The organism is Actinomyces stomatis (genome assembly GCF_031292835.1).
Classification (GTDB): Bacteria; Actinomycetota; Actinomycetes; order Actinomycetales; family Actinomycetaceae; genus Actinomyces; species Actinomyces stomatis.
Genome location: NZ_JASPEP010000026.1, coordinates 1 through 23,621, shown reverse-complemented (window position 1 = coordinate 23,621; position 23,621 = coordinate 1). Strand labels below are relative to the sequence as shown.

19 protein-coding genes are annotated in these 23,621 nt (G+C 70.2%); 10 read left to right on the top strand and 9 right to left on the bottom strand.

Annotated elements, in window-relative coordinates:
• The first annotated feature begins 68 nt into the window (after window positions 1–68).
• A complete protein-coding gene (manA, locus tag RIV12_RS11315; RefSeq protein WP_309323944.1) occupies window positions 69–1,259 on the top strand; it encodes a mannose-6-phosphate isomerase, class I in 1,191 nt (396 codons plus the stop codon).
• 9 nt (window positions 1,260–1,268) lie between these two features.
• On the opposite strand, the gene RIV12_RS11310 is transcribed toward manA, so the two are convergent.
• Window positions 1,269–2,102, bottom strand: coding sequence for a TIGR03089 family protein (locus tag RIV12_RS11310; RefSeq protein ID WP_309323942.1), 834 nt, complete (start codon window positions 2,100–2,102; stop codon window positions 1,269–1,271).
• A 328-nt stretch (window positions 2,103–2,430) separates the two neighbouring features.
• Between RIV12_RS11310 and RIV12_RS11305 the strand changes: the two genes are divergently transcribed.
• The 3 genes from RIV12_RS11305 to RIV12_RS11295 are packed head-to-tail and all read left to right on the top strand — an operon-like array spanning window position 2,431 to window position 8,758.
• A complete protein-coding gene (locus RIV12_RS11305; protein WP_003787027.1) occupies window positions 2,431–2,751 on the top strand; it encodes a WhiB family transcriptional regulator in 321 nt (106 codons plus the stop codon).
• Window positions 2,748–6,836, top strand: coding sequence for a glycosyltransferase (locus RIV12_RS11300; protein WP_309323941.1), 4,089 nt, complete (start codon window positions 2,748–2,750; stop codon window positions 6,834–6,836). Before RIV12_RS11305 ends, RIV12_RS11300 begins: the two co-directional genes overlap by 4 nt.
• Complete coding sequence (locus tag RIV12_RS11295) at window positions 6,833–8,758, top strand: DUF5719 family protein (protein WP_309323939.1); 1,926 nt, start codon at window positions 6,833–6,835, stop codon at window positions 8,756–8,758. Before RIV12_RS11300 ends, RIV12_RS11295 begins: the two co-directional genes overlap by 4 nt.
• Before the next feature lie 42 nt (window positions 8,759–8,800).
• Here RIV12_RS11295 and RIV12_RS11290 read toward each other — a convergent pair whose 3' ends face one another.
• Window positions 8,801–9,103, bottom strand: coding sequence for a metallopeptidase family protein (locus tag RIV12_RS11290; RefSeq protein WP_081379986.1), 303 nt, complete (start codon window positions 9,101–9,103; stop codon window positions 8,801–8,803).
• A gap of 234 nt (window positions 9,104–9,337) precedes the next feature.
• On the opposite strand from RIV12_RS11290, the gene RIV12_RS11285 reads away from it, so the two are divergent.
• Both RIV12_RS11285 and RIV12_RS11280 read left to right on the top strand, forming a co-directional pair.
• The gene (locus tag RIV12_RS11285; protein ID WP_034491867.1) at window positions 9,338–9,772 is read left to right on the top strand and encodes a DUF3499 domain-containing protein; all 435 of its coding nucleotides are present in this window, start codon (window positions 9,338–9,340) and stop codon (window positions 9,770–9,772) included.
• A complete protein-coding gene (locus tag RIV12_RS11280) occupies window positions 9,769–10,005 on the top strand; it encodes a Trm112 family protein (RefSeq protein WP_309323936.1) in 237 nt (78 codons plus the stop codon). The genes RIV12_RS11285 and RIV12_RS11280 overlap by 4 nt, the downstream gene beginning before the upstream one ends.
• 58 nt (window positions 10,006–10,063) lie before the next feature.
• Here RIV12_RS11280 and RIV12_RS11275 read toward each other — a convergent pair whose 3' ends face one another.
• Window positions 10,064–10,942 carry an RDD family protein gene (locus RIV12_RS11275; protein WP_309323934.1) on the bottom strand — a complete coding sequence of 293 codons (879 nt, stop codon included), beginning with the start codon at window positions 10,940–10,942 and terminating at the stop codon, window positions 10,064–10,066.
• A 17-nt stretch (window positions 10,943–10,959) separates the two neighbouring features.
• Here RIV12_RS11275 and RIV12_RS11270 point away from each other — a divergent pair, with 17 nt between their 5' ends.
• Window positions 10,960–11,955, top strand: a complete 996-nt coding sequence (locus RIV12_RS11270; protein ID WP_075417112.1) for a stage II sporulation protein M — start codon at window positions 10,960–10,962, stop codon at window positions 11,953–11,955.
• Between the two features lie 23 nt (window positions 11,956–11,978).
• Here the strand turns inward: RIV12_RS11270 and RIV12_RS11265 are convergent, their stop codons facing one another.
• From RIV12_RS11265 to RIV12_RS11245, 5 genes are all read right to left on the bottom strand, one after another.
• The gene (locus tag RIV12_RS11265) at window positions 11,979–13,271 is read right to left on the bottom strand and encodes a DUF58 domain-containing protein (RefSeq protein ID WP_309323932.1); all 1,293 of its coding nucleotides are present in this window, start codon (window positions 13,269–13,271) and stop codon (window positions 11,979–11,981) included.
• A 65-nt stretch (window positions 13,272–13,336) separates the two neighbouring features.
• The gene (locus tag RIV12_RS11260) at window positions 13,337–14,440 is read right to left on the bottom strand and encodes an AAA family ATPase (RefSeq protein ID WP_309323930.1); all 1,104 of its coding nucleotides are present in this window, start codon (window positions 14,438–14,440) and stop codon (window positions 13,337–13,339) included.
• A complete protein-coding gene (locus tag RIV12_RS11255; RefSeq protein WP_309323928.1) occupies window positions 14,437–15,648 on the bottom strand; it encodes a DUF4350 domain-containing protein in 1,212 nt (403 codons plus the stop codon). Before RIV12_RS11255 ends, RIV12_RS11260 begins: the two co-directional genes overlap by 4 nt.
• Window positions 15,645–16,331 (bottom strand): DUF4129 domain-containing protein, encoded by a 687-nt coding sequence (locus tag RIV12_RS11250; RefSeq protein WP_309323926.1) that lies wholly within the window; start codon window positions 16,329–16,331, stop codon window positions 15,645–15,647. The genes RIV12_RS11255 and RIV12_RS11250 overlap by 4 nt, the downstream gene beginning before the upstream one ends.
• A gap of 7 nt (window positions 16,332–16,338) precedes the next feature.
• On the bottom strand, window positions 16,339–17,775 hold the full coding sequence (locus RIV12_RS11245; protein ID WP_309323924.1) for a DUF7847 domain-containing protein: 1,437 nt from the start codon (window positions 17,773–17,775) through the stop codon (window positions 16,339–16,341).
• Between the two features lie 279 nt (window positions 17,776–18,054).
• Between RIV12_RS11245 and mtrA the strand changes: the two genes are divergently transcribed.
• Genes mtrA through RIV12_RS11230 form a run of 3 tightly spaced genes read left to right on the top strand, consistent with a single transcriptional unit; the run spans window position 18,055 to window position 22,431 of the window.
• Complete coding sequence (gene mtrA, locus RIV12_RS11240; protein WP_003786992.1) at window positions 18,055–18,735, top strand: MtrAB system response regulator MtrA; 681 nt, start codon at window positions 18,055–18,057, stop codon at window positions 18,733–18,735.
• Window positions 18,736–18,769: 34 nt separating this feature from the next.
• Window positions 18,770–20,653 carry an MtrAB system histidine kinase MtrB gene (mtrB, locus tag RIV12_RS11235; RefSeq protein WP_075417118.1) on the top strand — a complete coding sequence of 628 codons (1,884 nt, stop codon included), beginning with the start codon at window positions 18,770–18,772 and terminating at the stop codon, window positions 20,651–20,653.
• Window positions 20,650–22,431: an LpqB family beta-propeller domain-containing protein gene (locus RIV12_RS11230; RefSeq protein ID WP_309323922.1), complete on the top strand. Its 1,782-nt coding sequence runs from the start codon at window positions 20,650–20,652 to the stop codon at window positions 22,429–22,431. The genes mtrB and RIV12_RS11230 overlap by 4 nt, the downstream gene beginning before the upstream one ends.
• Before the next feature lie 135 nt (window positions 22,432–22,566).
• On the opposite strand, the gene hpf is transcribed toward RIV12_RS11230, so the two are convergent.
• Window positions 22,567–23,217, bottom strand: a complete 651-nt coding sequence (gene hpf / locus RIV12_RS11225; protein WP_075417119.1) for a ribosome hibernation-promoting factor, HPF/YfiA family — start codon at window positions 23,215–23,217, stop codon at window positions 22,567–22,569.
• Window positions 23,218–23,621 lie beyond the last annotated feature (404 nt).

Here is a 23,621-nt window from a genome sequence, read left to right as displayed (position 1 = left end):
GACGCGCCACCGTACCGGTACGGTAACAAGGGCTAGGACGTGCCTGAGAGTCGGTACGGTGAGGCGCTATGAGACGACTTGAGCCCGCCCGCCAGCAGTACGCCTGGGGGTCGACCTCCGCCATTCCCGCGCTCCTGGGTGTGGCCGACGACGGCGCCCCGTGGGCCGAGGCCTGGTACGGCTCCCACCCGGCCGGTCCGGCCCAGGTCGCTGAAGGCGGTTCTCTGTCCGATCTCATCGACGCCGAGCCGGAGCGTCTCCTGGGTGAGGACATCATCTGGCGCTTCGGGCGCCGGCTGCCCTTCCTCCTCAAGCTCATTGCGCCCGAGCAGCCACTGTCCCTCCAGGTCCACCCCAGTCAGGCCCAGGCCGCTGAGGGCTACGCCCTGGAGGAGGAGGCGGGCATCGCCCTGGACCACCCCTCCCGCAACTACAAGGACACGAACCACAAGCCGGAGATGGTCCTGGCCCTCACCCGTTTCCAGGCCGTCGCCGGTTTCCGGGCCCCGCGCCGCGCCGTCGAGGTCCTCGCCGGCCTGGACAGCCCTCTGGCCCGCAGGATGCGCCGCACCCTGCGCCTCAACCCCACCCGCTACGGCATCAGGCAGGTCTTCTCCGACGTCGTCTCAGCCGCCACGCGTCCGAGTCCCCAGGAGATCGACGCCCTTGTCACTGAGATCGCAGCCAGGTTCGAGGCCGGCACGTCCCCGTCGCTGCGAGTGGACTCCAACGTCGTGAAGATGGCGGGTACCTTCCCCGGGGACCCCGGCATCGCCGCTGCGCTTCTGCTCAACCCGGTCACCCTGCAGCCCGGTGAGGCGCTGTTCGTGCCCGCGGGAAGCGTTCACGCCTACATCTCCGGTCTGGGCGTGGAGGTCATGGCCTCCTCCGACAACGTGCTGCGCGCCGGACTGACCGCCAAGCACATCGATGTCCCCGAGATGCTGGCCTGTGTCGACTACGTGGCGGCGCCGCCGGTGCGCCCGGCCCCCGAGTACCTGTCTCGCGCGACTCGGGCTTACTACGCGCCGGTGGATGACTTCGAGCTCATGGTGACCACCGTGGTGGCCGCCGACGGCCGCCTGCCGGTCCCCGGACGGGGACCACGCATCCTCCTGGCCGTCGAGGGCGCCATGACGCTGGTGACCCAGGCCGACTCGCAGACGCTCGCCCAGGGCGAGGCGGTGTTCGTCGGTGCCGACGAACGCAGCCTCTCCGTTGAAGGGGAGGGCACCCTTGTCCAGGCCGATGTCCCCTGACCCCGGTGCTCAGTGGGGCTGAGCCCCGCCGGTCCACTCGGTGATGCCTTCCTGCCGGATGGCGGTCGCGGCGATGTCGTCACCCGCCTCGGGGGTGAGAATCACCGCTGTGCGCCCCGAGCGCCAGGCGACCAGTACTTCCTGGAGCATCTGGGCGGTGTCGGCATGGCGCACCAGGGCAGCACGTGAGGCGGACCGGTTGTCGGCTCCTGCGGTTCGGCAGGACGCCTCGACCTGGGCCACCAGCTGGGCGCGCGTCAGGGACGTGGGTCGTGGATCTGACGGGGAAGTGCCCGCAGGTCCGCCCTGAGCCGCAGGCGCAGCGGGATCGGAGGAGAGGACGCCGCGGTCACCGAGGTCGCTGAGACACATCAGGTCAGCAGCGGCGCTTACCGGAGTGAAATGGTCGGGATAGTGCATGAGGTCGGCGGCGCCGTCGAGTACGAGGGCGGGCAGCTCTCCCGGCCAACGCAGCGCCAGCGAGGCTGGAGGGACCAGTACCTGTGCCTCGGCCTCATCGCAGAGGTCCTCCGGGGTGAAGGCCACACTCAGCTCGGGGACGAGGCCGGCGGCGCTGATCTCCTCACTGCTTCCCAGGAGCACACTGCGCCCCGCCATCCACGTACCGCACGCCCAGGCGACGGTCCGCCAGTGCGGAGGAAGCCCCACATGGACTCCGTCACCCTGCACTGACTCTGCTGTGATCAATCCCGCGATCTTCGCCATCCACATGGACAGGACGTGTCCGGTCAGCTCGACTCGCTCGTCGATTCGATAACAAATGAGCCACGGCCTGTCGGCATCCTGAGGGCCGGGGAGCAGCGGGAGCAGGGGGTCGCGCATGACTCTGATTGAAGCAGATCTACTGACTATCAGGAAACTCCCTGGTGGCATCCAGCCGGTCGGGGCAATATGGAAACGTGCGCCAGGCACCCTGAAATTCTCTGAAATTCCGTGTGTATTCCCGCTGTCAGCCAGGCAGTGGGAGCCTCCCAGGGGATTTGTAGGAAGTCGACATATGGTGGCGACCAGATGGGGTTATTCCTTGAGATATCAAGGAATGATGTCGGTGGTCACGAGAGGGTGAAGTTTCCCTCGGTGGCTTGACTGGCCTTGTCTCACACGCATGTAATTCTTACTGGCAAGAAGCTCGGATCGAAGGGAGGCCGGCATGTGGAACATCCTCGGCGACGGCCCACTGAAGCACCCGGAGGAGCCTGACGCGGAAGTACTGTCGCTCCTTTTTGGTGGCGGTGACGACGTCGATGAAGGTCCTCTGGCATGGCAGGAGCGCGCTCTGTGCGCTCAGACGGACCCGGAGGCGTTCTTCCCTGAGAAGGGTGGTTCCACACGCGAGGCCAAGCGAGTCTGTGCGACTTGTGAGGTTCGTGAGGAGTGCCTCGAGTACGCCCTCGCCAACGATGAGCGCTTCGGTATCTGGGGCGGTATGTCGGAGCGCGAGCGGCGCAAGCTCAAGCGTCGCGCAGTATGACCCGCACCGGCTCCACACAGGGAGCCAGTCGGGTAGGAGCCCTGGCCGTCGTCGTGTCGGCCGGGGCGAGCCCGTTTCTGGCGCAGACACTGTCCGCGATCACCGCACAGACCTGTGCGCCCGACGTCGTTCTCGTCGTCGATGTCGCCTCGCGAGCCAACGGGCTGGGGGACGGGACCCCGATCGAGGAGCTTGTTGAGAGGTCGGGACTGGACGCCGTCACCGCAGTGCGCGTCGTCAGGGCCAAGGAGGCCAAGAGCTTCGGAGACGCCGTCTCCCGGGGGCTGGCCGCCTATGCCGGACTCGTCGCCGCCGGCAACCGCAAACGCCGTAGTCCGGAGGCTGTCGACGGCGTAGAGGATCCAGACAGTGAGGCCACCTCGAGCGGGCCGCGCACCTCGGTGCGGGACCTTCTGCTGTCAGGCTCCGGTCCCATCACCGGCCCCACCGGAGCACTCTCACCGATCACCGCCTACGAGCAGCGGCTCGTCGCGCCCACCGAGGCCACCCCGGAGATGCCGGAGCACCAAGTGTGGTTCTGGCTGCTTCATGACGACTCCGCTCCTGCTCAGGACTGCCTCGAGCGGCTCCTCACTGCTGCGACCAATGCGCGCTCCGTGGGAGTCGTCGGTCCCAAGCAGGTGGGCTGGGACAACCCCGAGCTGCTCCTCGAGGTCGGGCTGCGCGCCACCGCCTCGGCCCGTCGCGCCAACGACATCGTCCCCGGCGAGGTCGACCAGGGCCAGCACGACGACCGCAGCGATGTCCTGGCCGTGGGAACGGCCGGCGCCCTCGTCGACCGGGCCGTGTGGGAAGAGATCGGCGGCATCGCCCCGTGGCTCGGCCCCTTCGGCGACGGTCTGGAGTTCTCACGTGCCGCGCGCCTGGCCGGATACCGCGTCATCGTCGAACCCACCGCCGTCATCCGCCACCGACGGGCCTCCTACCAGGGGCTCCGCCGCCCCGCATCCGTCTCGCACTCCTCCAGTGCGCAGCCCCGTACCGATGCCGAGGCCATCGCGGTCAAGCTCCCCGAGCCCGACCCGGAGAGATCCTTCCGGGCTCGGCGCAGTGCCCAGCTCACCAACTGGGCGGCCTTCTCCACCCGCCCCATCGGTCTGCTGCTGACCTGGTTCGTCGTTCTCGGACTGATGCGGGTCGTGTGGCGACTCGCATCCAAGGCACCGGCGCTCGCCCGTGACGAGCTCGCTGCGGCTCTGACCGTGGCCGGACGTGGCCGACGGATCAGAGCGGCCAGACGCCGGCTCGCCCAGCACACCAAGGTGCCCGCATCCGCGCTGGGGCGTCTCTACGCGACGTCGGCCGAGATCCGTGGGGTGCGTCGTGACCGCACCCGCCAGGAGCGCGAGCGTCGTGCCCGAGCGGCAGCCCCCAGTGAGCTCGAGCTGCGTGAGCTGGCCGCATTGGCCCGTAGCCGGCGCCGCACCCTGAGCGCGGTCATGGTGCTGGTGCTGGCGCTGAGCACCTTCGGCCTGTCCCGACTGCTGCTCACCCGCTCCATCACCGGTGGGGCTCTGCCCCTGTTCAGCGGCGGCTGGCGTCAGATGTGGGACACCGCCTGGAGCACCTGGATCGCCACGGCGGACGGCTACCCGGGCGGCGTCACCCCGTTCCTGGCCATCCTGGCCGGGCCGGCGGCTCTGGGGCGGCTGGTGGGGGTGGAGACCAGCGCGCTCATCAGTGCTCTGATACTCCTGGCCGTGCCCCTGGCGGCACTGGGGGCATGGTTCGCCGCCGGCACGATGACCCGGAAGGTGGCTCTGCGGGCCTGGGCCGCGCTCGTGTGGGCGTTGGCTCCCAGCCTCCTGCTCTCCCTGGGACAAGGACGTCTCGGCGCTCTCCTGGTCCACCTCGTCCTTCCCTGGGCGCTGCTTGCCCTGGCCCGCGCCGTGGGCGCCGACCGGCGGGACCTCGTTCTGTCCGGGCTGGTGGGTGCCCACCTGCTCACTGATGAGGAACGCGCCGAGCTCGACCGCTTCTCCACCGAGAGGGTCGCTGATCTCGCCCACCTGGACGAGGAGGCGCAGGCCGTCTCGAGCGTCCAGGACGCCACCGAGTCCTCGCAGGAGGGGGACGCTGAGAAGGCGCCCGCCTCGGATGACGCCTCGGTGGGCGCGGCTGCGGAGCCGAGCACCACGAGTGTGACGGCCTCCGCCGATACTGAGGCCGGGACCTCGGGCGATGACACTCATGACCGTGGTGAGGACGAGGCGGAGGCCGGTCGAGCGGCCTCCGCCCTGGCGACCGCGCGCGAGGTTCTCGAATCCCTCAATGCCCCCGACCCGGCCGCCCCGGAGGCCGAGGTCGACCTGCCCTCCACCGAGAAGTACGGGTACGGGTCGGCGACGGCCGCCGCTGTCGCGGGACTGCTGCTGAGCGTCGTCGTCGCGGCCGTCCCGGCCACCGCGGCCGTGCTGACCGTCATCATCCTGCTGCTGTCCGTGACCACACGACGCGGGTTCAAGCTCATCCTCACCCTGGTTCCCATGCTGGTCACCGCCGCCCCGGCCTGGTGGGGCGCCTGGCGCCTGGGCCAGAGGGCCGGTTGGGCCGAGGGGGTTCGGCTGCTGCTGACCGATATCGGCCTGCCCGTCTCCGCACCGGCACCGAGCAGTCTCGACCTGCTGGCCGGCTCTCCCGTGGACCTGAACGCCCTCGTCACCTCGGGGCCCTGGAGCGCTCTGCTCCGGGTAGTGCTCGCGCTGGTCCCGGTCCTCGGCGTCGTCGGTCTGTTCGTCTCCCGACGCGTCCGGGTGGCCCGCACCGGCATCCTCCTGGCCCTGGGCGGCCTCGTCCTGGCCGGGCTCTGCCTGCGCACCCCGACCGGGTTGGGCCCGGACGTCGCCGGAGGCGGCCTGGCCCCCGTCAACGGCTGGGCCGGGGCCGGTCTCTCCCTGGCGCTGAGCGGTTTCCTCACGGCGGCCCTGACCGCGGGCGAGGCCATCTTGACCCTGATCGGACAACGGGCCGGAGGCGGCCGTCGAGCCCTGGAGCGCCGGAGTCGGAAGGACACCGACGCGACGTCCTCCACGGCCGCCGACACGAAGGCGAGGCGGGCGGGATCACGTCGACTCAGGGCGGCCTTCACGACCGCGGCCTGTCTCGTCCTGCTCGCCCCGGTGGTGGTCGGCGCCGTCTGGTCCTACCAGGCCCACCGCGGCAGCAACCCGCAGGTCCTGGCGCTGCACTCCACGCCCCAGCAGATCCCGCTCATCGCCGAGCAGTTCCAGGGGTCGGGGGCGGCTGGCAGGGTCCTCAGACTCACCTCCACCCCTCAGGGGCTCCAGGCCACCATCTGGCGCGGGCCCGGCACCCAGATCAGCGATGTCCTGCCCGGAGCGGTCAATATCGAGGCGCGCACCCGTGCCGCGGGGGCCCTGGCCGCCCCCGGATTCAAGCCCACCAGGGACGGGCAGGGGAAGGGGCGCAGCCTCACCTCCTCCGCTCAGGCTCTCGTCCTGGAGGACCCGGCTGACGCCGAGCTCGCCCAGATCGTCACCCGCGCCACCGCCGGCCAGGACAAGGGGGCCGCCGATGCTCTGGCGGCCCACGGCATCGCCGTCGTCCTGCTCGATCACAAGGAGGGTGACGCCGTCACCGCCGAGGCCCGTGTGGGCCTGGCCTCGACGCCAGGACTGGAACAGCTCGCCCAGACCACTTCGGGCAACTCCTGGCGGGTCACGTCTTCGGCGCACCCCGACTCGGCCCGCCTGAGCCTCGTCGACGCCGGAGGCGAGGTCACCCCGGTCGCCTCCACCGGTACCGGCTCGGGGACCCGCACTCGGATCCCCGCTGGATCGGGCGCCCGAACCCTCGTTATGGTGGAGCGGGCCGACGCCGGCTGGAGCGCCACCCTCGATGGTCGGCGCCTCGAGGCCACAACGGTCCCCACCCAGGACGGCAGCTGGAAGCAGGGCTTCGCCGTCGGCTCCGAGGGCGGGGAGCTGGTCGTCACCCACACCCGCAAGTCCACCGCCGCCGCGACCTACACGATCTGGGCCGTCTGGGCTCTGACCCTGGTGGCGGCACTGCCCCTGCGACGCGGAAAGGAGATGGCCTCATGACTCAGCCCCGTGAGGACGACACCGACAGCCAGCAGGAGTCGCAGGACACGTCTGAGTCCCGGCCCCCGGAGCACGAGTCGATGAGCCCGGGCCCGGATCAGGCGGACGACGAGACCGCCACCGTGGACGAGGTCGAGGACGAGTCCGCCGGCGGTCCCGTGAGCCAGGATCAGGACACGGACAGCGCCTCCGCTGATCCTGCCGAGGATGGCGCCGGCACTGACGACGAGGAGACGGCCGATACCGGCGACGCCGCCCAGGATGACGCCCACGCGGACGACGAGGAGACGGCCGACACGGACGACTCCTCCTCCAAGGCCCCGGACACTGCCGAGCCCGACACCCCCTCTAAGAAGCGTCGGAGGGGCTCCGGCAGCTCCAGGCGACACCGCCGGCCGCTGGGACAGACGGTCGCTCGCGGCGTCGGCATCCTGACCTCGGTCGCGCTCGCCGCTGCCGTCGGAGGCGTCGCCTGGTGGGAGCACGCCGCACCGACCACACCGACCCCGCAGCTGCAGGCCCTGAGCCTGGCCCAGCCCGGAGGCGCCACCACCTACGTGTGCCCGCATGCGCCCACCAATACGTTGCGGGGCACCGACGTCGGCGCCATGGACTCCACCACCGCCATCGTTCCCGCGAAGGGAAGCGGGGCCGCCCAGTCGGCCACCTACGCGGGTCGGAGCGTTCCCACCGACACCGTCACCTCGATGAACAGCGCCGAGGGCGGCATCCTCGCCCTCGTCCCCGCTGACGGCCGGGTGGCCAACGCCGTCGGATCGGTGACGACTCTGACCAAGAGCGGTGACCTGCGGGGGCTCACCGCGGCTCCCTGCACCCAGCCGGCCGCCATGTCCTGGATCGTGGGCGGCTCCATCGCGGCGGGCTCGTCGGCCGAGCTGCGACTGACCAACCCCGGCGTCACCCCCGCCACCGCGAAGGTCACCCTCTACGGATCCATCGGCCGACTCAGCCTGCCCAGCAACGGGGAGGTCACCGTGCCCGCGGGCGGCTCCTCCTCCCTGGCCCTGGAGACGAAGGGCAGCCAGGACCCGCGTATCGCCGTATCCGTCGAGGCCGACGGCGGCTCCGTGGTGCCCGCGCTCGTCACCGAGTCCCTCGACGGGGAGACCCCCGCCGGCACCGACGTCATCACCCCGGGAGCCGCCCCGGCCACCGACCTCGTGATCCCCGGCGTGGAGATCGTCGAGCCCGCCTCACAGGGCGAGGTTCCCCAGGCCAAGACCGGTGCCGACTCCTCCGACACCCCGGCCGTGCGCATCGTCAATCCTGGACAGGCCCCGGCGACCGTGTCGGTGACCATGCTCGGCAAGGACGGGGCCCGCTCGCTGAGTGGGGCGCAGTCCGTGACCATTGACGCCGGCTCCGTCTTCGACATCCAGCTGGCCGGTGTGCCCGCAGGCACCTACGGTGTGCAGGTCACCTCGAGCACGCCGGTGGGAGCCGCTGTCCGCATGGTGCGCAGCGGTGGTGAGTACCCTGCGCGATCCAAGGCCCTCGTCCATGACCAGGCATGGGCGCAGGCCGCCCTGCCGGGAGCCGCGGACTCTGGCCTGCTGGCCGTGCCGCGCTCGGCCTCCCTGAGCTCCGCGGTCACCGTGGCCAACAGTGGCGTGGCCACCTCCGTCACCCTGTCCTCCCTCGACGGTTCCTGGCGCCAGGACGTCAAGGTCGCCAAGGGCAGCTCCGTCGTCGTCGAGGTGCCGGCCAAGGTCGCCGCCGTCCGCCTGAACTCGGCCGGTCAGGAGGGCTCGTCGGGGGCGTCGCGCACATCGAGTGGCTTGGCCGCCGCCACCATCGTGACCGCTCAGGCCGGGGGAGACCTGGCCGGGACGCTCATCTCCACCGTGCCGGCTCAGCCCGACGCCGCCGTTCAGGCCCAGCGCCGCATCCTGCTGGACTGACGGGCTCCGCCCAGGCGGGGGGAGGGGGGGAGAGAGCCCGACTCACCGCGCCGAGCCCGGGTCGATCTCCTCGGGTCGGCGTCCCAGCATGAGGGCCACCTGCTCGACGACGACACGGCGCACCAGATCGGCCAGCTCGGCCTCGTTCGTGGCTCGGGAGGCCACCGGTCGTCGGTAGATGACGACGCGCGCCGGCAGCCCCGCTCGCGGCTCTGCGGTGAAGCCGCGTCCCAGCACTACCGAGCGCTCCCAGGGCGCCGGGTCCGAGGGAGGGACCTCCTCGACGGCGAACTGGATCTGATCCACCGACGGCCAACGCCTGGCCAGGTCCTGGGCCGCGTCCACGACGAGCTCATCGAAGCGCTCGGCGCGAGTGCGCCAGGCCGGCAGGTTCGGCGGCAGGAGCGGACCACGCATCCCCCGACCGTGACGATCACGACGACTGCTCGGGCGCCGCGCCGGTGCAGTGGCGGATCGCGGCGGAATCGGCCCGGGCGGGAAGGGGAACAGGTCGGTCACATCGGCCAGCCTAGGTGGCGTCTGGATGACCGGCGGGCAGCGGCACGGTAACCTGCGAGCGTGAGAAGAGTCCGACACTGCCGCAAGCCCGGCTGCGAGCGCCCAGCCGTGGCCACCCTGACTTCCGTCTATGCGGACTCGACCATCGTGCTGGGGCCGCTGGCCACCGAGGCGCAGCCCGAGGCCTACGACCTGTGTGATAAGCACGTCTCCTCCTTCACCGCCCCCCGGGGCTGGCAGATCATCCGCCTGGCCACCGAGTTCGAGCCGGCGCCGCCCAGCGAGGACGACCTCCTGGCCCTGGCCGACGCCGTTCGTGAGGCATCCCGCGCTCCGCGCCCCGTCGCCTCGCCGGCCGAGCACCGGCCCCGCCCCGGCGGGATCATGCCGGCGTCCCTGACGGCCCCGCTGCCGCCCCCGCCGGAGATCGCCGAGGACGAGATCCTGCGGCGAGGGCACCTGCGGGTCCTGCGCGGACAGAAGGACGACGTATGAGCCTGTCGGACAACGCATCCGTGCCCGAGCCCGGGCCGGTCCTCCCCATAGGGCTGAGGTCCGCTCTGCGCTGCCCGCTGAGCGGGGACGAGCTCTTTGACGGCGTCGACGACGCCGGATGTCCGACCCTCGTCTCTCGGGGTGCGGGCCTGGCCTACCCGGTGCGCGACGGCGTGCCGATCCTCCTGGTCCACGAGGCGCTACGCGTACCCGTTCCCGCCCCGCTGGGATGAGGCTGCGCGCCCCCGTCCCGCCCTGGACGATCCGGCCTGGGGGCGAGTCAGGGGCGCTTCAGCGCCGCCGGGACTCCCGACCCACCTCATAGGGCGGACGAGCCATGTCCCGGAGCACGTCCTCCTCCAGTCGGCGGTCGCGGCTCTCCAGCACCAGCTCACGGTTACGCCGCTCGGTGAGAACCGCGGCGAGGAACCGTTCGGGGTGCGTGCCCGCAGGCGGCGAGGGAGAGACGTATCCCTGGACCTGAGAGGCCAGTTCCAGCCCCAGCTGGTGGCGGGAGGCGGGCATGAGGGAGGAGGCCCGTTGCAGGAAGGTTCGCGCCGTCAGACTCAGGTCCCCGGGCAGGGCGCGCAGGTCCGTGCCCGCAGCCCACTCGGTCAGCTCGGGGGGCATCAGCAGCGGCGGCGCCGTGTGAGACCGGTGATGCTCTCGCACCACGTAGGTGCCGGCCAACATGTCCCCGAACCGCTTCCCCCGCTTGGAGACGATGCTGGCGCACAGGGCCGGCACGGCCCAGGTGCCCCAGATCTCGACGACGGCGAGCAGGGTCCGCACCAGGCAGTGACGCAGCTTGACGGTGCCGCCGTCGTCCCGCACCACCCGGGCCCCGGTCACCATGCGGCCCAGGCTCCGGCCCCCGCTGAGGAACTCGACGAGCAGTGGGATGACGACCAGCCAGGCGAGGGCGACCAGGGACAGCAGCGCCTGGAGGAACGCGAGATTCTCCTGGAGATCTGAGCCGTCGGCGATGGTCAGTGCCATGACCATGAGCACGGACAGTCCTGCCCCCAGGGCGTAGACGGTGTAGTCGACGAGCCCCGAGGTGATGCGATTGACGACTGTTGCCGGGGTGATGTCCAGGGCGACTGCCTCGCCGGTGATGAGCAGCTCGGGCTCGATCATCCGCTCGGAGGATGTGGGTGACGCGGTCATCGTGACAGACTCCTTGCGTGGATCTTGATGCCTTTTCTGCGGCTCACCGCGATCAGTGGGAACGTCTCGATGTACTCGTGGGGCGTCGCCACCTCAGCGGCGCTGAGACCGACGAGCTCGTGGCCCTTTACCGTACGTGTGCCCGCCATCTGTCGCGGGTGCGCTCGGCCGCACCGGATCCGCAGCTCATCGCCGAGCTGTCCTCCCGTGTAGCGGTGGCTCGTGGCCGTCTGACCGGAACGCGGGAGGTGAGGAGCCACTCGGTGCGTCGCTTCGTTCTCCAGTCCGTGCCCGCGGCCCTGTACCGCATCCGTTGGTGGACCTGCGGGGTCATGGTGGCCGAGATCGCCCTGGCGCTGGTGGTGGGGGTGTGGACCCTGCGCAGTCCTGAGGCCATGGCCGCCCTGGGCAGCCCCGAGAAGCTGGACGCTTACGCCCATGAGGCCTTCGAGTCCTACTACTCCACATACTCCGCCTCGGACTTCGCCGCTGTGGTGTGGACGAACAACGCCCGTGTCGCGGCGGTCTGCGTGGCTGGAGGGATCACCGGTCTCGTGCCGCTCGCCATGCTCTACACCAACGCCGTCAACGTGGGGCATGCCGGGGCGATCATGGCCGACCACGACATGCTCGGCGTATTCTTCTCGCTCATCTCGCCTCACGGCCTGCTGGAGCTGACCTGCATCTTCATTGCCGGTGCCGCCGGGCTCAAGCTCTTCTGGACCATGCTGGTCCCCGGCCCCCGCAGCCGCTCCGCCGCGCTGGCCGCCGAGGGACGCGCCCTCATCACGGTGGCCGTGGGCCTGACCGCCGCCCTGGCCGTTGCCGGGCTCATTGAGGCCTTCGTGACTCCGGCCCCCATTGCCTGGCCGGTGAAGATCACCATCGGATCCGGCGCACTGGCACTGCTGTGGGCCTACACGCTCATCCTGGGGCGCTCCGCCGTCGCCGGAGGAGCCACGGGGGACCTCGAGGATGACGAGGCCGGCTACGTCCAGCCCGAGGCCGGCTGAGCCGGGTGACGGCACGGTGCACCTCATAGCCGCCCCGCCGCCTTGAGGCCCAGGTAGCAGTCGGCCAGTGCCGGTGCGAGCCCCTGGTCCGCGGCCTCCACGACCTCGACCCCGCCACGGCGCAGACGGCGGCGTACGGCGTCCAGTTCCACCAGGTCCTTCTCCGCGGAGGCGGCCACGTACACCGAGTCAGTGTCGTCTCGAGCAGCCCTGAGCTCCTCCAGCTCGGGGTCCAGGGCCGAGGCGAGAACGACCGTGTGATCCCGGGCCAGAGTCGTCAGCGTCCGAATCATCGTCGCGTCCCCTCCGCTGCCGTCCAGGGCGGAGATGACAACCACCAGCGCGCGCTGCGAGAGCGTCGTACGCACCAGGGAGGCCATGAGGGTCCAGTCGAGCTCGGTCAGGCGCGGTTCCACGTCCGTCAGGTGCTCGGCCAGCTCGGTCATGAGCACCGGTCCGGAACTGCCTCGCACCTGTGCGCGCACGGCGTCGTCCATGGCCAGGACGTCGACCCGGTCGCCGGCGCGGGAGGCCAGGGCCGCCAGCAGCAGGGTGGCCTCGATCTGGGCGTCGAGTCGGGGGGCGTCCCCCAGCCGGGCGGCCGACAGGCGACCTGAGTCGATGATGACGAGCACCCTCCGATCGCGCTCCGGTCGCCAGGTGCGCACCAGCACCTCGCCTCGGCGGGCCGTGGAGCGCCAGTCGATGGAGCGCACGTCATCTCCGACGACGTACTCGCGCAGGGAGTCGAACTCGGTCCCCTCACCGCGCACCATGACGGCGCTGCGTCCGTCCATCTCCCGCAACCGGGCCAGGCGCGAGTGCAGGTGACGACGTGAGCGGAAGGCGGGCAGGACCCGGACGGAGGCCGGAACGTTCAATGACGCCTGCCGCCCCGCGATGCCCAGAGGACCCATCAGCCTGACGGTCAGCGGTCCCGCTTCGCGATCCCCCCGGCGTCGGGGCGTGAGTACCGTGGAATGACGACGGCGCTGGGCCGGTGGGAGCGTCATCGTCCCACGCTCGTGGGTCGCCCCTGCGCTCGGGGGCCAGGCATCGCGCAGCAGGAGGCGGGCCGGGCGCCGACCGGTGTTGGTGATCGTGAGCGTCGCGGTGATCGACTCACCCAACCGCACTCCGTGGCTCACCGAGCGTGAGGCCCGCAGCACTCCGGGCGAGGGAGCGCAGACCACGTCGATCATGACGAGGACGGTGACCACGCCGGCCCAGGCCAGCACGGTCGCCGGGCGTGGCGCGATGAGGACCAGGACGATCCCCGCAAGCATCGCCCACACGGCGCGCATCGTCAGGAACATGCCACTCCTGTCATGAGTCAGTCAGGTGATCGGTTCTGTGCTCTTGGTCGTCCGAGACCGGCGTCTCAGCGCGGGACCGGAACGGTTCTCAGCACGGACTCGATGACGGACTGAGGGGTGATGCCCTCCATCTCGGCCTCGGCGTGCAGCTTGATGCGATGGCGCAGAGCCGGCAGAGCCAGGGCCTTGATGTCATCGGGAGTGACGAAGGACCGGCCGGCGAGCCATGCCCAGGCCCGCGACGCGGCCAGGAGCGCGGTGGCTCCGCGGGGTGAGACCCCCAGGGCCACCGAGGGCATGGACCGGGTGGCGCGCACGAGGTCCACCGCGTAGGCCAGCACTTCGGGCGTGACTCCGACCGTGCTCGCCTGGGCCCGGGCCTGAGCCAGGTCCTGGACCCCGGCGACCGCCTGTAGCCCTGCCGAGGGCAGGTCGCGTGGATCGAATCCCGAGGCGTGGCGGGAGAGCACCTCGATCTCCTGGGCCCGCTCGGGCAGGGGCAGCACCAGCTTGAGCAGGAAGCGGTCCAGCTGAGCCTCGGGAAGCGGGTAGGTCCCCTCGTACTCCACGGGGTTCTGGGTGGCGATCACCATGAACGGATCCGGCAGCCCCCGGGGCTCTCCGTCAATGGAGACCTGGCGCTCCTCCATGGCCTCCAGCAGTGCCGACTGCGTCTTGGGAGGAGTGCGGTTGATCTCGTCGGCCAACAGGAGGTTGGTGAAGACGGGGCCGGCCCGGAAGGAGAACTGCGCGCTGCGGGAGTCGTAGATGAGAGAGCCGGTGACGTCCCCGGGCATGAGATCGGGGGTGAACTGGATGCGTTTGGTCTCCACGTCCAGCGCTGTGGCCAGTGACCGCACCAGGAGGGTCTTGGCCACGCCGGGGACTCCCTCGAGCAGGACGTGCCCGCCGGCGAGCAGGGCGATGACCAGTCCGGTCACAGCGGCCTCCTGGCCGACGACGGCCTTGCTCACCTCGCTGCGCACGGCCACCAGGTGCTTGCGCGGGTCGGAGGCGGCCTCCTCGTGGGGGGCCGCCTGAGGGGCCTGGGTGGCACTGCGGGTACCCGAGGCGTCCGGGCCCCCGGGGGCCTGAGGGTGGGGGACGCCGGTGCCCGTATCACCTGCGATGCCCGGTTCGCGACGGGGGTCGGTGCTGTCCGTGCTCATGTGGAGTGAACCTCGCTCTCGAGTTGGTCAAGCTGAACTGCCAGGGTGGCCAGGGCACTGTTGCTGGAGGGTGGTGGACCGTAGAGAAGAGAGTCCACCGTGGTCGGGGCGGTTCCCGAGGCCATGGCGACGGCGGCGATCACGTCGCGGCGCGAGGTCCCGGGGGGCAGGCCCAAAGCGGCGCCCAGACGCAGCGCGGTGCCCGAGCGCAGGGCCTGAGCGGCCCGGGGCCGGTCCGAGCCCTGACGGTAGAGACGCCCGCGCGCCACCGTGGTCTCGGTGGAGCGCACGACGACGGGCAGGTCCTCACTCACGATGCCGCCGAAGCGGCGCCCCTGGACGACTGCCAGCACACCGGCGATGACGATGAGCTGAAGGATGAGGACCGGTAGCCAGGGGGGTGTGGAGGCGGAGTTCCACACGGAGGGGGTCTCTGTGCGCTGCCCGTCCAGCCACAGGACGCGGTTGTGGTGGCCCAGCGCGCGTACGCCCAGGGCCGCGTGCCCCTCCTTGGCCAGGTGCGTGTTGGTCACCGGTGCGGGATCGGGCAGGACACGCAGCGTGGCCCCGCTGGGCAGGGAGTCTGTGGCATAGGCGTAACGGTCCTCACCCACTGGGAAGCAGCCGACGGCGTCGTCATCGCCCTGCAGGGACACGGAGGCGCGTGTACCGGCCAGGCTCTGGGCGGCCTGGGCGTCGACGTCGTCGCACCGCGGCGCCAGGGTGGTGGAGGCCGTTGCCGCGGTTCCCTTGGCGGTCATGCCCGTCAGTCCCGTCAGAGCGTCGCTGCCGCCCTCGGAGCCGATGACGACGACGTCTCCGCCCGCCTGGGCCAGGGCCTGCCTGTCCTGGTCGCTGAGACGGTCGGCGTTGACCACGGCGATGGTCGCGCCCTGGCGACTGGCATCCAGGGCCTCGGAGACGCTGCTCGCCTTGCTCACGGAGATCCCCTCGTGGCGCAGCAGCTCGGCGACGGCCATGGTTCCCCATTCCTTGGGGTTGTCGATGGCCAGAGGGACCGTGGAGGTGATGGTCCGGGCCCACACGGTGAGCAGGACGGGGATGAGCATGAGGGACACGGCGATGACACCGGGGCGCCACCGGCGCCAGCGCTGGGACCAGCGCTGGTCTGTCACCTGGTCCGCGGAGTCGTCGATCGGGGAGGACGGGGGCCCGGACTGCTGAGATGTCGTCGTGGACGTGCTCATGCCTGTGCTCCCGGATCCTCGGCGGAGGCGCCGACGAGGGTACGCCCGGTTGGAGGCGCAACCGTGGCCATCTGATCGGCGAGCTCACGCATCCGCTGGTCCTGGGACCGGGTGGAGACCACTCGACCGTAGAGGACGGCGTCGAACAGGTGGGCTGCCTCAAGCAGCGGGGCCACGAGCCGGTGCTCGCCGAGGGCCTGGTGGGTGAGCGTGGCCGCCTCCAGGGCCGTCATGCCCGGATACTCGTCGATGATCCCGCGTTCGTCGAGGGAGCGGATGATGGCGCGGAACCGTTCGACGACGGCGGTGGCGAAGTCGGCCTGTGCGGACGCCGCATCCGCGGCTCGGGTCAGGGTGGCGGCGTCACGGTCGTCGGTGAGTACTGACAGTGACGGTGTCGTCGATACCCGGCGCGCCGAGGAGAACCTGGTCAGCAGGAGGATCAGCAATGCGATGACGGTGGCGACGACGAGGACCACGATGGTCGTCGACACCCAGGCGGGAACCCCTGGGACCATGCTGCTGGCATCGAAGTGCTCCCGGATCCAGCTCCAGATCCGGTCCCACAGATCGTGATGGTCGTGGTAGATCGGGCGGGAGAGCTCCCTGCCCGCGGCGCGCCGGGCCTCGTCGGCGTCGGGGGTCGCCGGGGCCTCGGCGCTGATCGTGCTGAGAGGGACCACGGTCGGCTCATACCCCGGCGGCGCGACGCAGCTCGACGTCCAGGCCCTCGGAGCGCATCCGCAGGTCGGTGTACATGAGCGCGACCACGGCGGAGTCGAAGGGCAGGATCGCGGCCTGGATGAGGCTGTTGAGCATCGTCGACAGCACTAGGAGCGCGATCGTGGCGTCCGGAGCGGCGAGCAGGAGCCCCTGTGTGATGAAGGAGACGCCGTAGGACGCCATCTGGGTGGCGAAGAGGACGATGAGGAAGGAGAGCAGTCGGATGCCGACGATCCGCCAGAAGTAGCCCCGCGTGAGGGCCCAGGAACGGGAGATCCCCTCAAGGACACCGATGTTCTCCAGGACCAGCGCCGCCGGCGCCAGGCACAGCTTGCACATCAGGGCGAAGATGGACAGCCCGAACACGACGATCAGCGCCAGGATCAGCAGGACGCCGAGGATGATGACCCCGGCGGAGTCCTCGTCAGCCCCGCTGGCGATGATGTTCCCCAGGAGTGCCCAGCCGATACCGAAGCCGATCGCGATGAAGACGACTGTCACAACGGTGATGATGAGCTGGATGAGGAGCGTCTGACCGATGAGTGCCCAGACCCGCGGCCGGGTGCGCTGCCACACGTCGCTCAGGGACGCCTTGCGGCCCAGAATGGTGCGTGAGACGGTCACGATGAGCAGGCCGATGAGGATCGAGGTGGCCAACATGCTCAGCACGCTGGTCACCCCGAGCTGAACGAGCAGAGCCACGAACGACGACCCGAGCTGGTCCAGGCGGGCCCTGGACTCGGCCTCGGAGAGCTCAACCTGCCCGGACGCCAGGTTCGGCAGGCCGAGCCGGGACAGGAACAGGGCGAGGCTGCCGGCGGTCAGGAGCCCCACGATGCTCATCACCACCAGCGAGGGCACGAACATCGCCTTGGGGTTGGCGCGCAGGGACTCGAAGGCGCCTCCGAGGATCTCCCCGATGGACAGCGGTCGCAACGGGATGATTGACGGCTTGGGGGCCAGGACCGATGCGTAGCCGCCGTAGCCCGGGTACCCGGGTGCGCCGGGGCCTCCAGCAGCGCCGGGATAAGTAGCGCCGGGATAAGGGCCGTAACCGGGCCCCGAGGCGCCTCCGTAGCCGGGCTGGCCGCCGGGTGTGTGGGGTGGGTAGCCGGGCTGGCCGCCGGGTGTGTGGGGCGGGTAGCCGGGTTGGCCGCCGGGCGTGTGGGGCGGGTAGCCGGGTTGGCCGACCGGTGGCGTGTGGTAGCTGCCGTAACCGGGATACTGCGATCCCTGTGCTGAGTTCTGCGCCGGGTAGGAGGGGGCTCCTGTGAAGGCGCCGGCGTCGGGGGCCTGCCATCCGTCCTGGTCGCCTCCGACGAAGCCGCTACCGGGGGCAGTGGGAGCCTCGCGGCCCGGGACTCCGTTCGGACTGACGTCGTCAGGGTGGGATTCGGTACTCATAAGCCCATGCTGTCATGCCCGGCCGACGTCGCGCCCTCCCCCTGAAGGAGGAAATCAGGCTGCTGGGGCTGCGTGAGCCCCTGCGGGCGTACTCCGGGCAGGGTCTGAAGGCGCCTCAAAGATCACGGTTCGGCCGCAATAATTCCGGCTCTCGGGCGTTCTGGCGCCGTTTTTTCCCGTAACTGAAGGGATTCTCTTAGAGACCTGAGGAAACTGTGGATGCCTCCTCGGTGGTCTGGATGTCCCTCGGGTCCTGGGGCTCATGCCAAGATACGGGCTATGAGCACGCGCATTCTGGTCGTCGACGACGATGCATCCCTGGCCGAGATGATCGGCATCATGCTGGAGTCGGAGAGCTACACGCCCACACTTTGTCATGACGGGGCCAAGGCCCTGGACGCCTTCCATGAGGTCAACCCCGATCTGGTCCTGCTCGACCTCATGCTTCCGGGGCTCGACGGCGTCGAGATCTGCCGGCTCATCCGCTCCGAGTCCGACGTGCCGATCATCATGCTGACCGCGCGGACCGACACGCAGGACGTCGTCGCCGGCCTCGAGGCGGGCGCGGACGACTACGTGACCAAGCCCTTCAAGTCCAAGGAGCTGCTGGCCCGCGTCTCCACCCGTCTGCGTCGCACCAACCCCGGTGCGGCCGAGCATGTGCGTGCGGGGGACCTCGACATCGACGTCGCCGGTCACCAGGTCAAGCGCGGTGAGTCGGTCATCTCCCTGACGCCGCTGGAGTTCGAGCTGCTGGTGACCCTGGCCCGTTCGCCGTGGAAGGTCTTCACCCGTGAGGAGCTCCTCAGCCAGGTGTGGGGCTACCAGCACCCTGCGGATACCCGCCTGGTCAATGTCCACGTCCAGCGCCTGCGGGCCAAGATCGAGAAGGACCCCGAGCGTCCCTCGATCGTGGTGACGGTGCGCGGTGTCGGCTACAGGGTCGGCGAATCCGCGTGAGCGACGGCGCATCGGGCGCCATACAATGAACCCGATGCGTAATTCAGTGGGCACGTCGATGGGGTCATCGGTGGGCACCGCGGAGGAGCGGCTGGTTCGGCGTCTGCCTCTGCCGGGGCTGCTGCGTCGCAGCCTTGAGGTTCGCATGGTGTGTACCGCGACCGTGATCGGCCTGCTCCTCATCGTGCTGCTGCTGACCTTCGTGACCGATCGCATCCGGTCCGAGGTGTTCGCCGATCAGCGTGACGTCATCCTTGCTGACGCCGCGTTGCGCGCCAGCGTCGCCCAGGCCGAGTTCGACTCGACCACTGCAGTCACCGTTGATGAGGTCTCGGCCGCGGCGGAGCGACAGGTCAACGGGGCCAAGAACTCGATCTCCTCCTCAGGAGGGGTGGGGGTTCTCATGCTGCGCAACGAGGAGGAGACCTCGACGACGGTCGTCAACGACCTGGAGACCGACACCCGCCTGCGCTCCCTCATCACCGGTGAGATGTCCCGGGCCCTCGACGAGGGTGGGGCGCGGGCGCAGTACTGGCAGTCGGTGGCCGTTCCCAACGATGAGGGGGGCACGGATCCCGGGCTCATCGTGGGGACCCGGGTGAGCCTGCCCCTTGCCGGGGAGTATGACCTCTACCTCGTCTACAGCCTGGCCAGTGAGCAGCGCGTCGTCTCCCTGGCCTCGCGCAACATCACCATTGGTGGTCTGGGCTTCCTGGCCATTCTCATCGTCGTGGTGTGGGCCTTCACCAGATGGGTGCTCAGCCCCGTGCGGCACACCGCCCGGGCCGCTGAACGGCTGGCCTCCGGGCTGCTGGCCGAGCGATTGAGCATTGAGGGGGAGGACGAGATATCCACCCTGGCCAGGTCCTTCAATCACATGGCGACCTCGCTGGAGGACCAGATCGAACGCCTGGAGTCCCTGTCCAAGGTGCAGCGCCTCTTCGTCTCCGACGTCTCCCACGAGCTGCGTACCCCGCTGGCCTCGATCCGCCTGGCCACTGAACAGATCCAGGACGCGCGCGAGGAGATCTCCGATCCCTTCGCCCTGCGCAGCATTCAGGTCCTGTCGAGCTCAGTGGACCGCTTCGAGACCATGCTCACCGACCTGCTGGACATCTCCCGCATCGACTCCGGAAACGTCAAGCTCCGGCTGGAGGAGATCGACCTCGCCCAGGTGGTCGACAACGTCATTGAGACCACCCAGTTCCACTTCGACGCCACCGGCACCGAGCTGCGCCTTCACCTTCCCGAGGAACCGGCCACCGCGGAGATCGATGTCACCAGGGTCGAGCGCATCATCCGCAACCTCGTGGTCAACGCGCTCGAGCACGGCGAGGGCCATCCGCTGGACGTCACCGTCGCCGTGGACGAGGACGCGGTCGCGGTGCGGGTGCGCGACCACGGGATCGGGATGAGTCCCGACGTCGTCACCAAGGTCTTCGACCGCTTCTACCGCGCCGACCCCTCGCGCAAGCGCAGCCTGGGAGGAACCGGCCTGGGGCTGTCCATCGCCATGGAGGACGCCCGCCTGCACGGCGGTCGCCTGTCGGCCTGGGGGTGGCCGGCCGACGGCTCCTCCTTCCTGCTGGTCCTGCCCCGCACCCAGGGGTCCGACGGCGGTCCCGGCCGACTGAATGGTCCCGGACCGCTCGAGCTCGTCCCGCAGGACGCACCCGCCGTGGCCCGCGCCGGGATCCTCATCGACGAGGAGTCGTCCTTCTCCCCGGTCGGACCCCTGGGACCCGCGCCCGCCACGCGCCGGGCACGCCAGAGCGTCGTCCTGGGTGACATCCCCTTGGCCGGGGAGAGCCATGACGCGGTCACCGAGGACGTCGGCCGGGTCGTCGTCGTCCTCCCCGGTCAGGAGCCCGCCACCCGCACACCCGAGGAGACCGAGGAAGAGGGGTGGCGCCGATGAAGCGGCCGACGCACCGCAATGCCTTTGCCGAGGGGCGCACGTCCTCCGAGTCCACCGAGCCCGTCGAGACCTCTGGGATCCCCCGGTCGTCCGCTCTGTCGCGGCGCAGCGCACTGGGACTGATCTCGGCCACGGCCGCCGGCGTGCTGGCCGGCTGCACAGCGCTTCCGAGCTCCAGCGGCGTCACCCGCTCCGGAGTGGCCGCCTCCGACACCAACGCCCTCATCGAGACCGCGCCCGGACCGGGCGAGGGGGACTCGGCCGAAGACATCGTCAACGGTTTCCTGCGTGCCGCCATCGCGGGGTTCTCCGACGACTTCGCCACAGCCAAGCAGTTCCTCAGTGAGCACGCCGTCGCGCAGTGGAAGCCCCTGGAGACGGTGAGCGCCTACAGCGGATCGACCGAGCCGCAGGTCTCGGTAGCGGCCAACGGCTCCTTCACGGTGACCTCCGGACAGATGGGAGTCCTGGACTCCCGGGGCGTCTTCACCCCCGCCCAGGAGGGGTCCACCTATACCGGCGAGTTCTCCCTGGCCACCAACTCCACCGGTCAGTGGCGCATCGTCGGTCTGCCCCAGGGCATCCTGCTGCCCTTCTCCCGACTCATGCAGAACTTCGCGGTCAGCTCCCTGGCCTTCCTGTCCCGTGATCGGTCCAGGTTCGTCCCCGAGCTGAGGTGGTACCCGCGCAGCTCGCAGGCGGACTCCCTCGTCTCGGGGCTGCTGGCAGGACCGTCGGCCTGGCTCTCGAAGGGGGCCTTCAGCCTCATCCCGCGCAACGCCGAGCGGGCGGGGCGGGGGGTCGTCGTCGAGTCGGGTACCGCCACCGTCCACCTGAGCGCGGACTCCGATCCCGCCTCGGAGGAGGCCCGTCGGCTCATGGTGGCCCAGATCGAGCAGAGTCTCATCCAGATCAGCGGCATCGACCGCGTCCGGGTGCTCGCAGGCACCGTCGACCTCGGTGCCCCCGCCCAGCTGACACCGATGGCCCCCGAGGTCGGGGGCATCGTGGGGATGTCTGAGGGCTCCGTCGTCCGCGGCACGGGGGCCAGGCGCATCACCCTGGCGACCGACCGGGTCCTGGGGACCAGTGATGCCCGTAGCCCGAGCCTGGGGGCGGACGGGGCCGTCTACGCGTTGTCGGCCTCCAGCCTGCTGCGTCTGCCCCGGGGGCAGCAGTCGGCCAGTGTCATCCTCTCGGTGGGGGACCCCTCCGCGGGTGCCGGTGGGCTGGGGGCGCCGCTGGGCGACCGGCACGGCTGGGCGTGGTTGCTGGCCGAGGGACGGCTCACCGCCGTCAACGGCTCGGGGCAGCGTGCCACCCTGGAATCGTCCTGGCTGCAGGACGGTGCGGTCACGGCCTTCGACCTGTCCGTGGAGTCCGAGCGGATCGCCGTGCGTCGAACCGACGGACGGGTAGCCGTCGCCATCATCATCAGGGACCAGGACGGCCGTCCCACCGGGCTGGGGCCGGCCCTGGAGATGCCTCGCGCCAGTGGGGCGGGCACGCGCGGACTCTCCTGGTGCGCCCCCAACGCGGTGTGCGTCCTGGCCGCTGCCGGAGCCGAGGGCGGGGGCGTGCCAGAGGTGCGTCTCATCCAGGTCGGCGGTGCGGTCAACACGCTGGTCGGGGTGCGCGGGGCCCGCTCCGTCATCTCCGACCGCTCCGAGGAGTCCCTCATCATCATCGACGAGGGCGAGCAGACCTGGCAGCGTCGTGGGGCGACGTGGCGGGTGCTCACCTCGGAGGTCTCCGACCCCTCCTTCTCCCTGCCCTGATCTCTCGAGTCGCTCCGGCCGCTCGGCTCGCGTCCCGACGACGCCTCTGAACGCGGTTCCGGGTGCCCCCGGTCGGTCAGGACCGCGGAGCACCCGGATATCAGGACGGACCCCGCGACGCGGGGCCGGACGGGGCTACAGCACCTGGGCGTCCAGGCGGATGACGCCGTAGGTCCACCCGTGACGGTGGTAGACGGCGCAGGGCTGCTTGGTGGACTTCTCGATGAACAGGTAGAAGGGGTGCCCCACGAGCTCCATCTGGTAGAGGGCCTCGTCAACGGTCATCGGCCTGGCCTCGTGCAGCTTCTGACGCACGATCACCGGGGAGTCGCCGAGCTGCGCCTCAACGGCGACGCCCGGTTCGGTGGGTGCGGAGGGGGAGTCCTCAATCGGCGCGTCACCCGTCTCGGGAACGAGGGGCTCCTCCGTGTCAGGTGCTGTCTGGAGGTCCTCGTTCGGCGCGGCCACGGTGTGACGGCGGTGGTGGTCCTTCTTGCGGTCCCTGGCCCGGCGGAGGCGCTCGGTCAGCTTGCCCATGGCGATATCAAAAGCGGCGAAGCGGTCCGAGGAGGAGGCCTCCGCCCGGATGATCGGGCCCTTGGAGACGACGGTGATCTCCACTCTCTCGGCGGTGTCGGCCTGACGCGGGTTGCGCTCATGGGTGACCTCCACCTCGACGCGCTGGACCCGGGGGTCGAACTGCTCAACCTTGACAGCCTTGTCCTCGACGTAGTCGCGCAGGCGAGAACTGATCTCAGCGTTACGACCGACGACGGTGATATCCATGGTGGAACCTCTTTCTGGGCTCGTGGGCCGACCCTGACGGGCCGTTGCGACAAGTACCCGCCACGTCTCACGGCGGGTTCGGGACTGGTGTCATCACCTCCTGATCACCTCGTGAGGGCCCTCAGGCACCGAGGCGGGGACCCTGTCGACTGTCCTTGTCGGCGTCGGGAACCGCCTGTGCGTTGTGCCACATAAGGTACACCATATGGGGCTGTTCACGCTTCCCTTTCGCGTGCGCCGCGCCCGGAAGAAGCCTCCTGATCGCCGCAGGCGGACAAGTCCGGCACTCCCGGATCAAATGTCGTCACGGGCACTGCGGAGTCCCATGACCGCCGGGGGCTGGGAGGCACCATGACGCGCGCATGCGCCGGGGGCTGGGCGGCGCTCAGCGCCAGAGCCCCCAG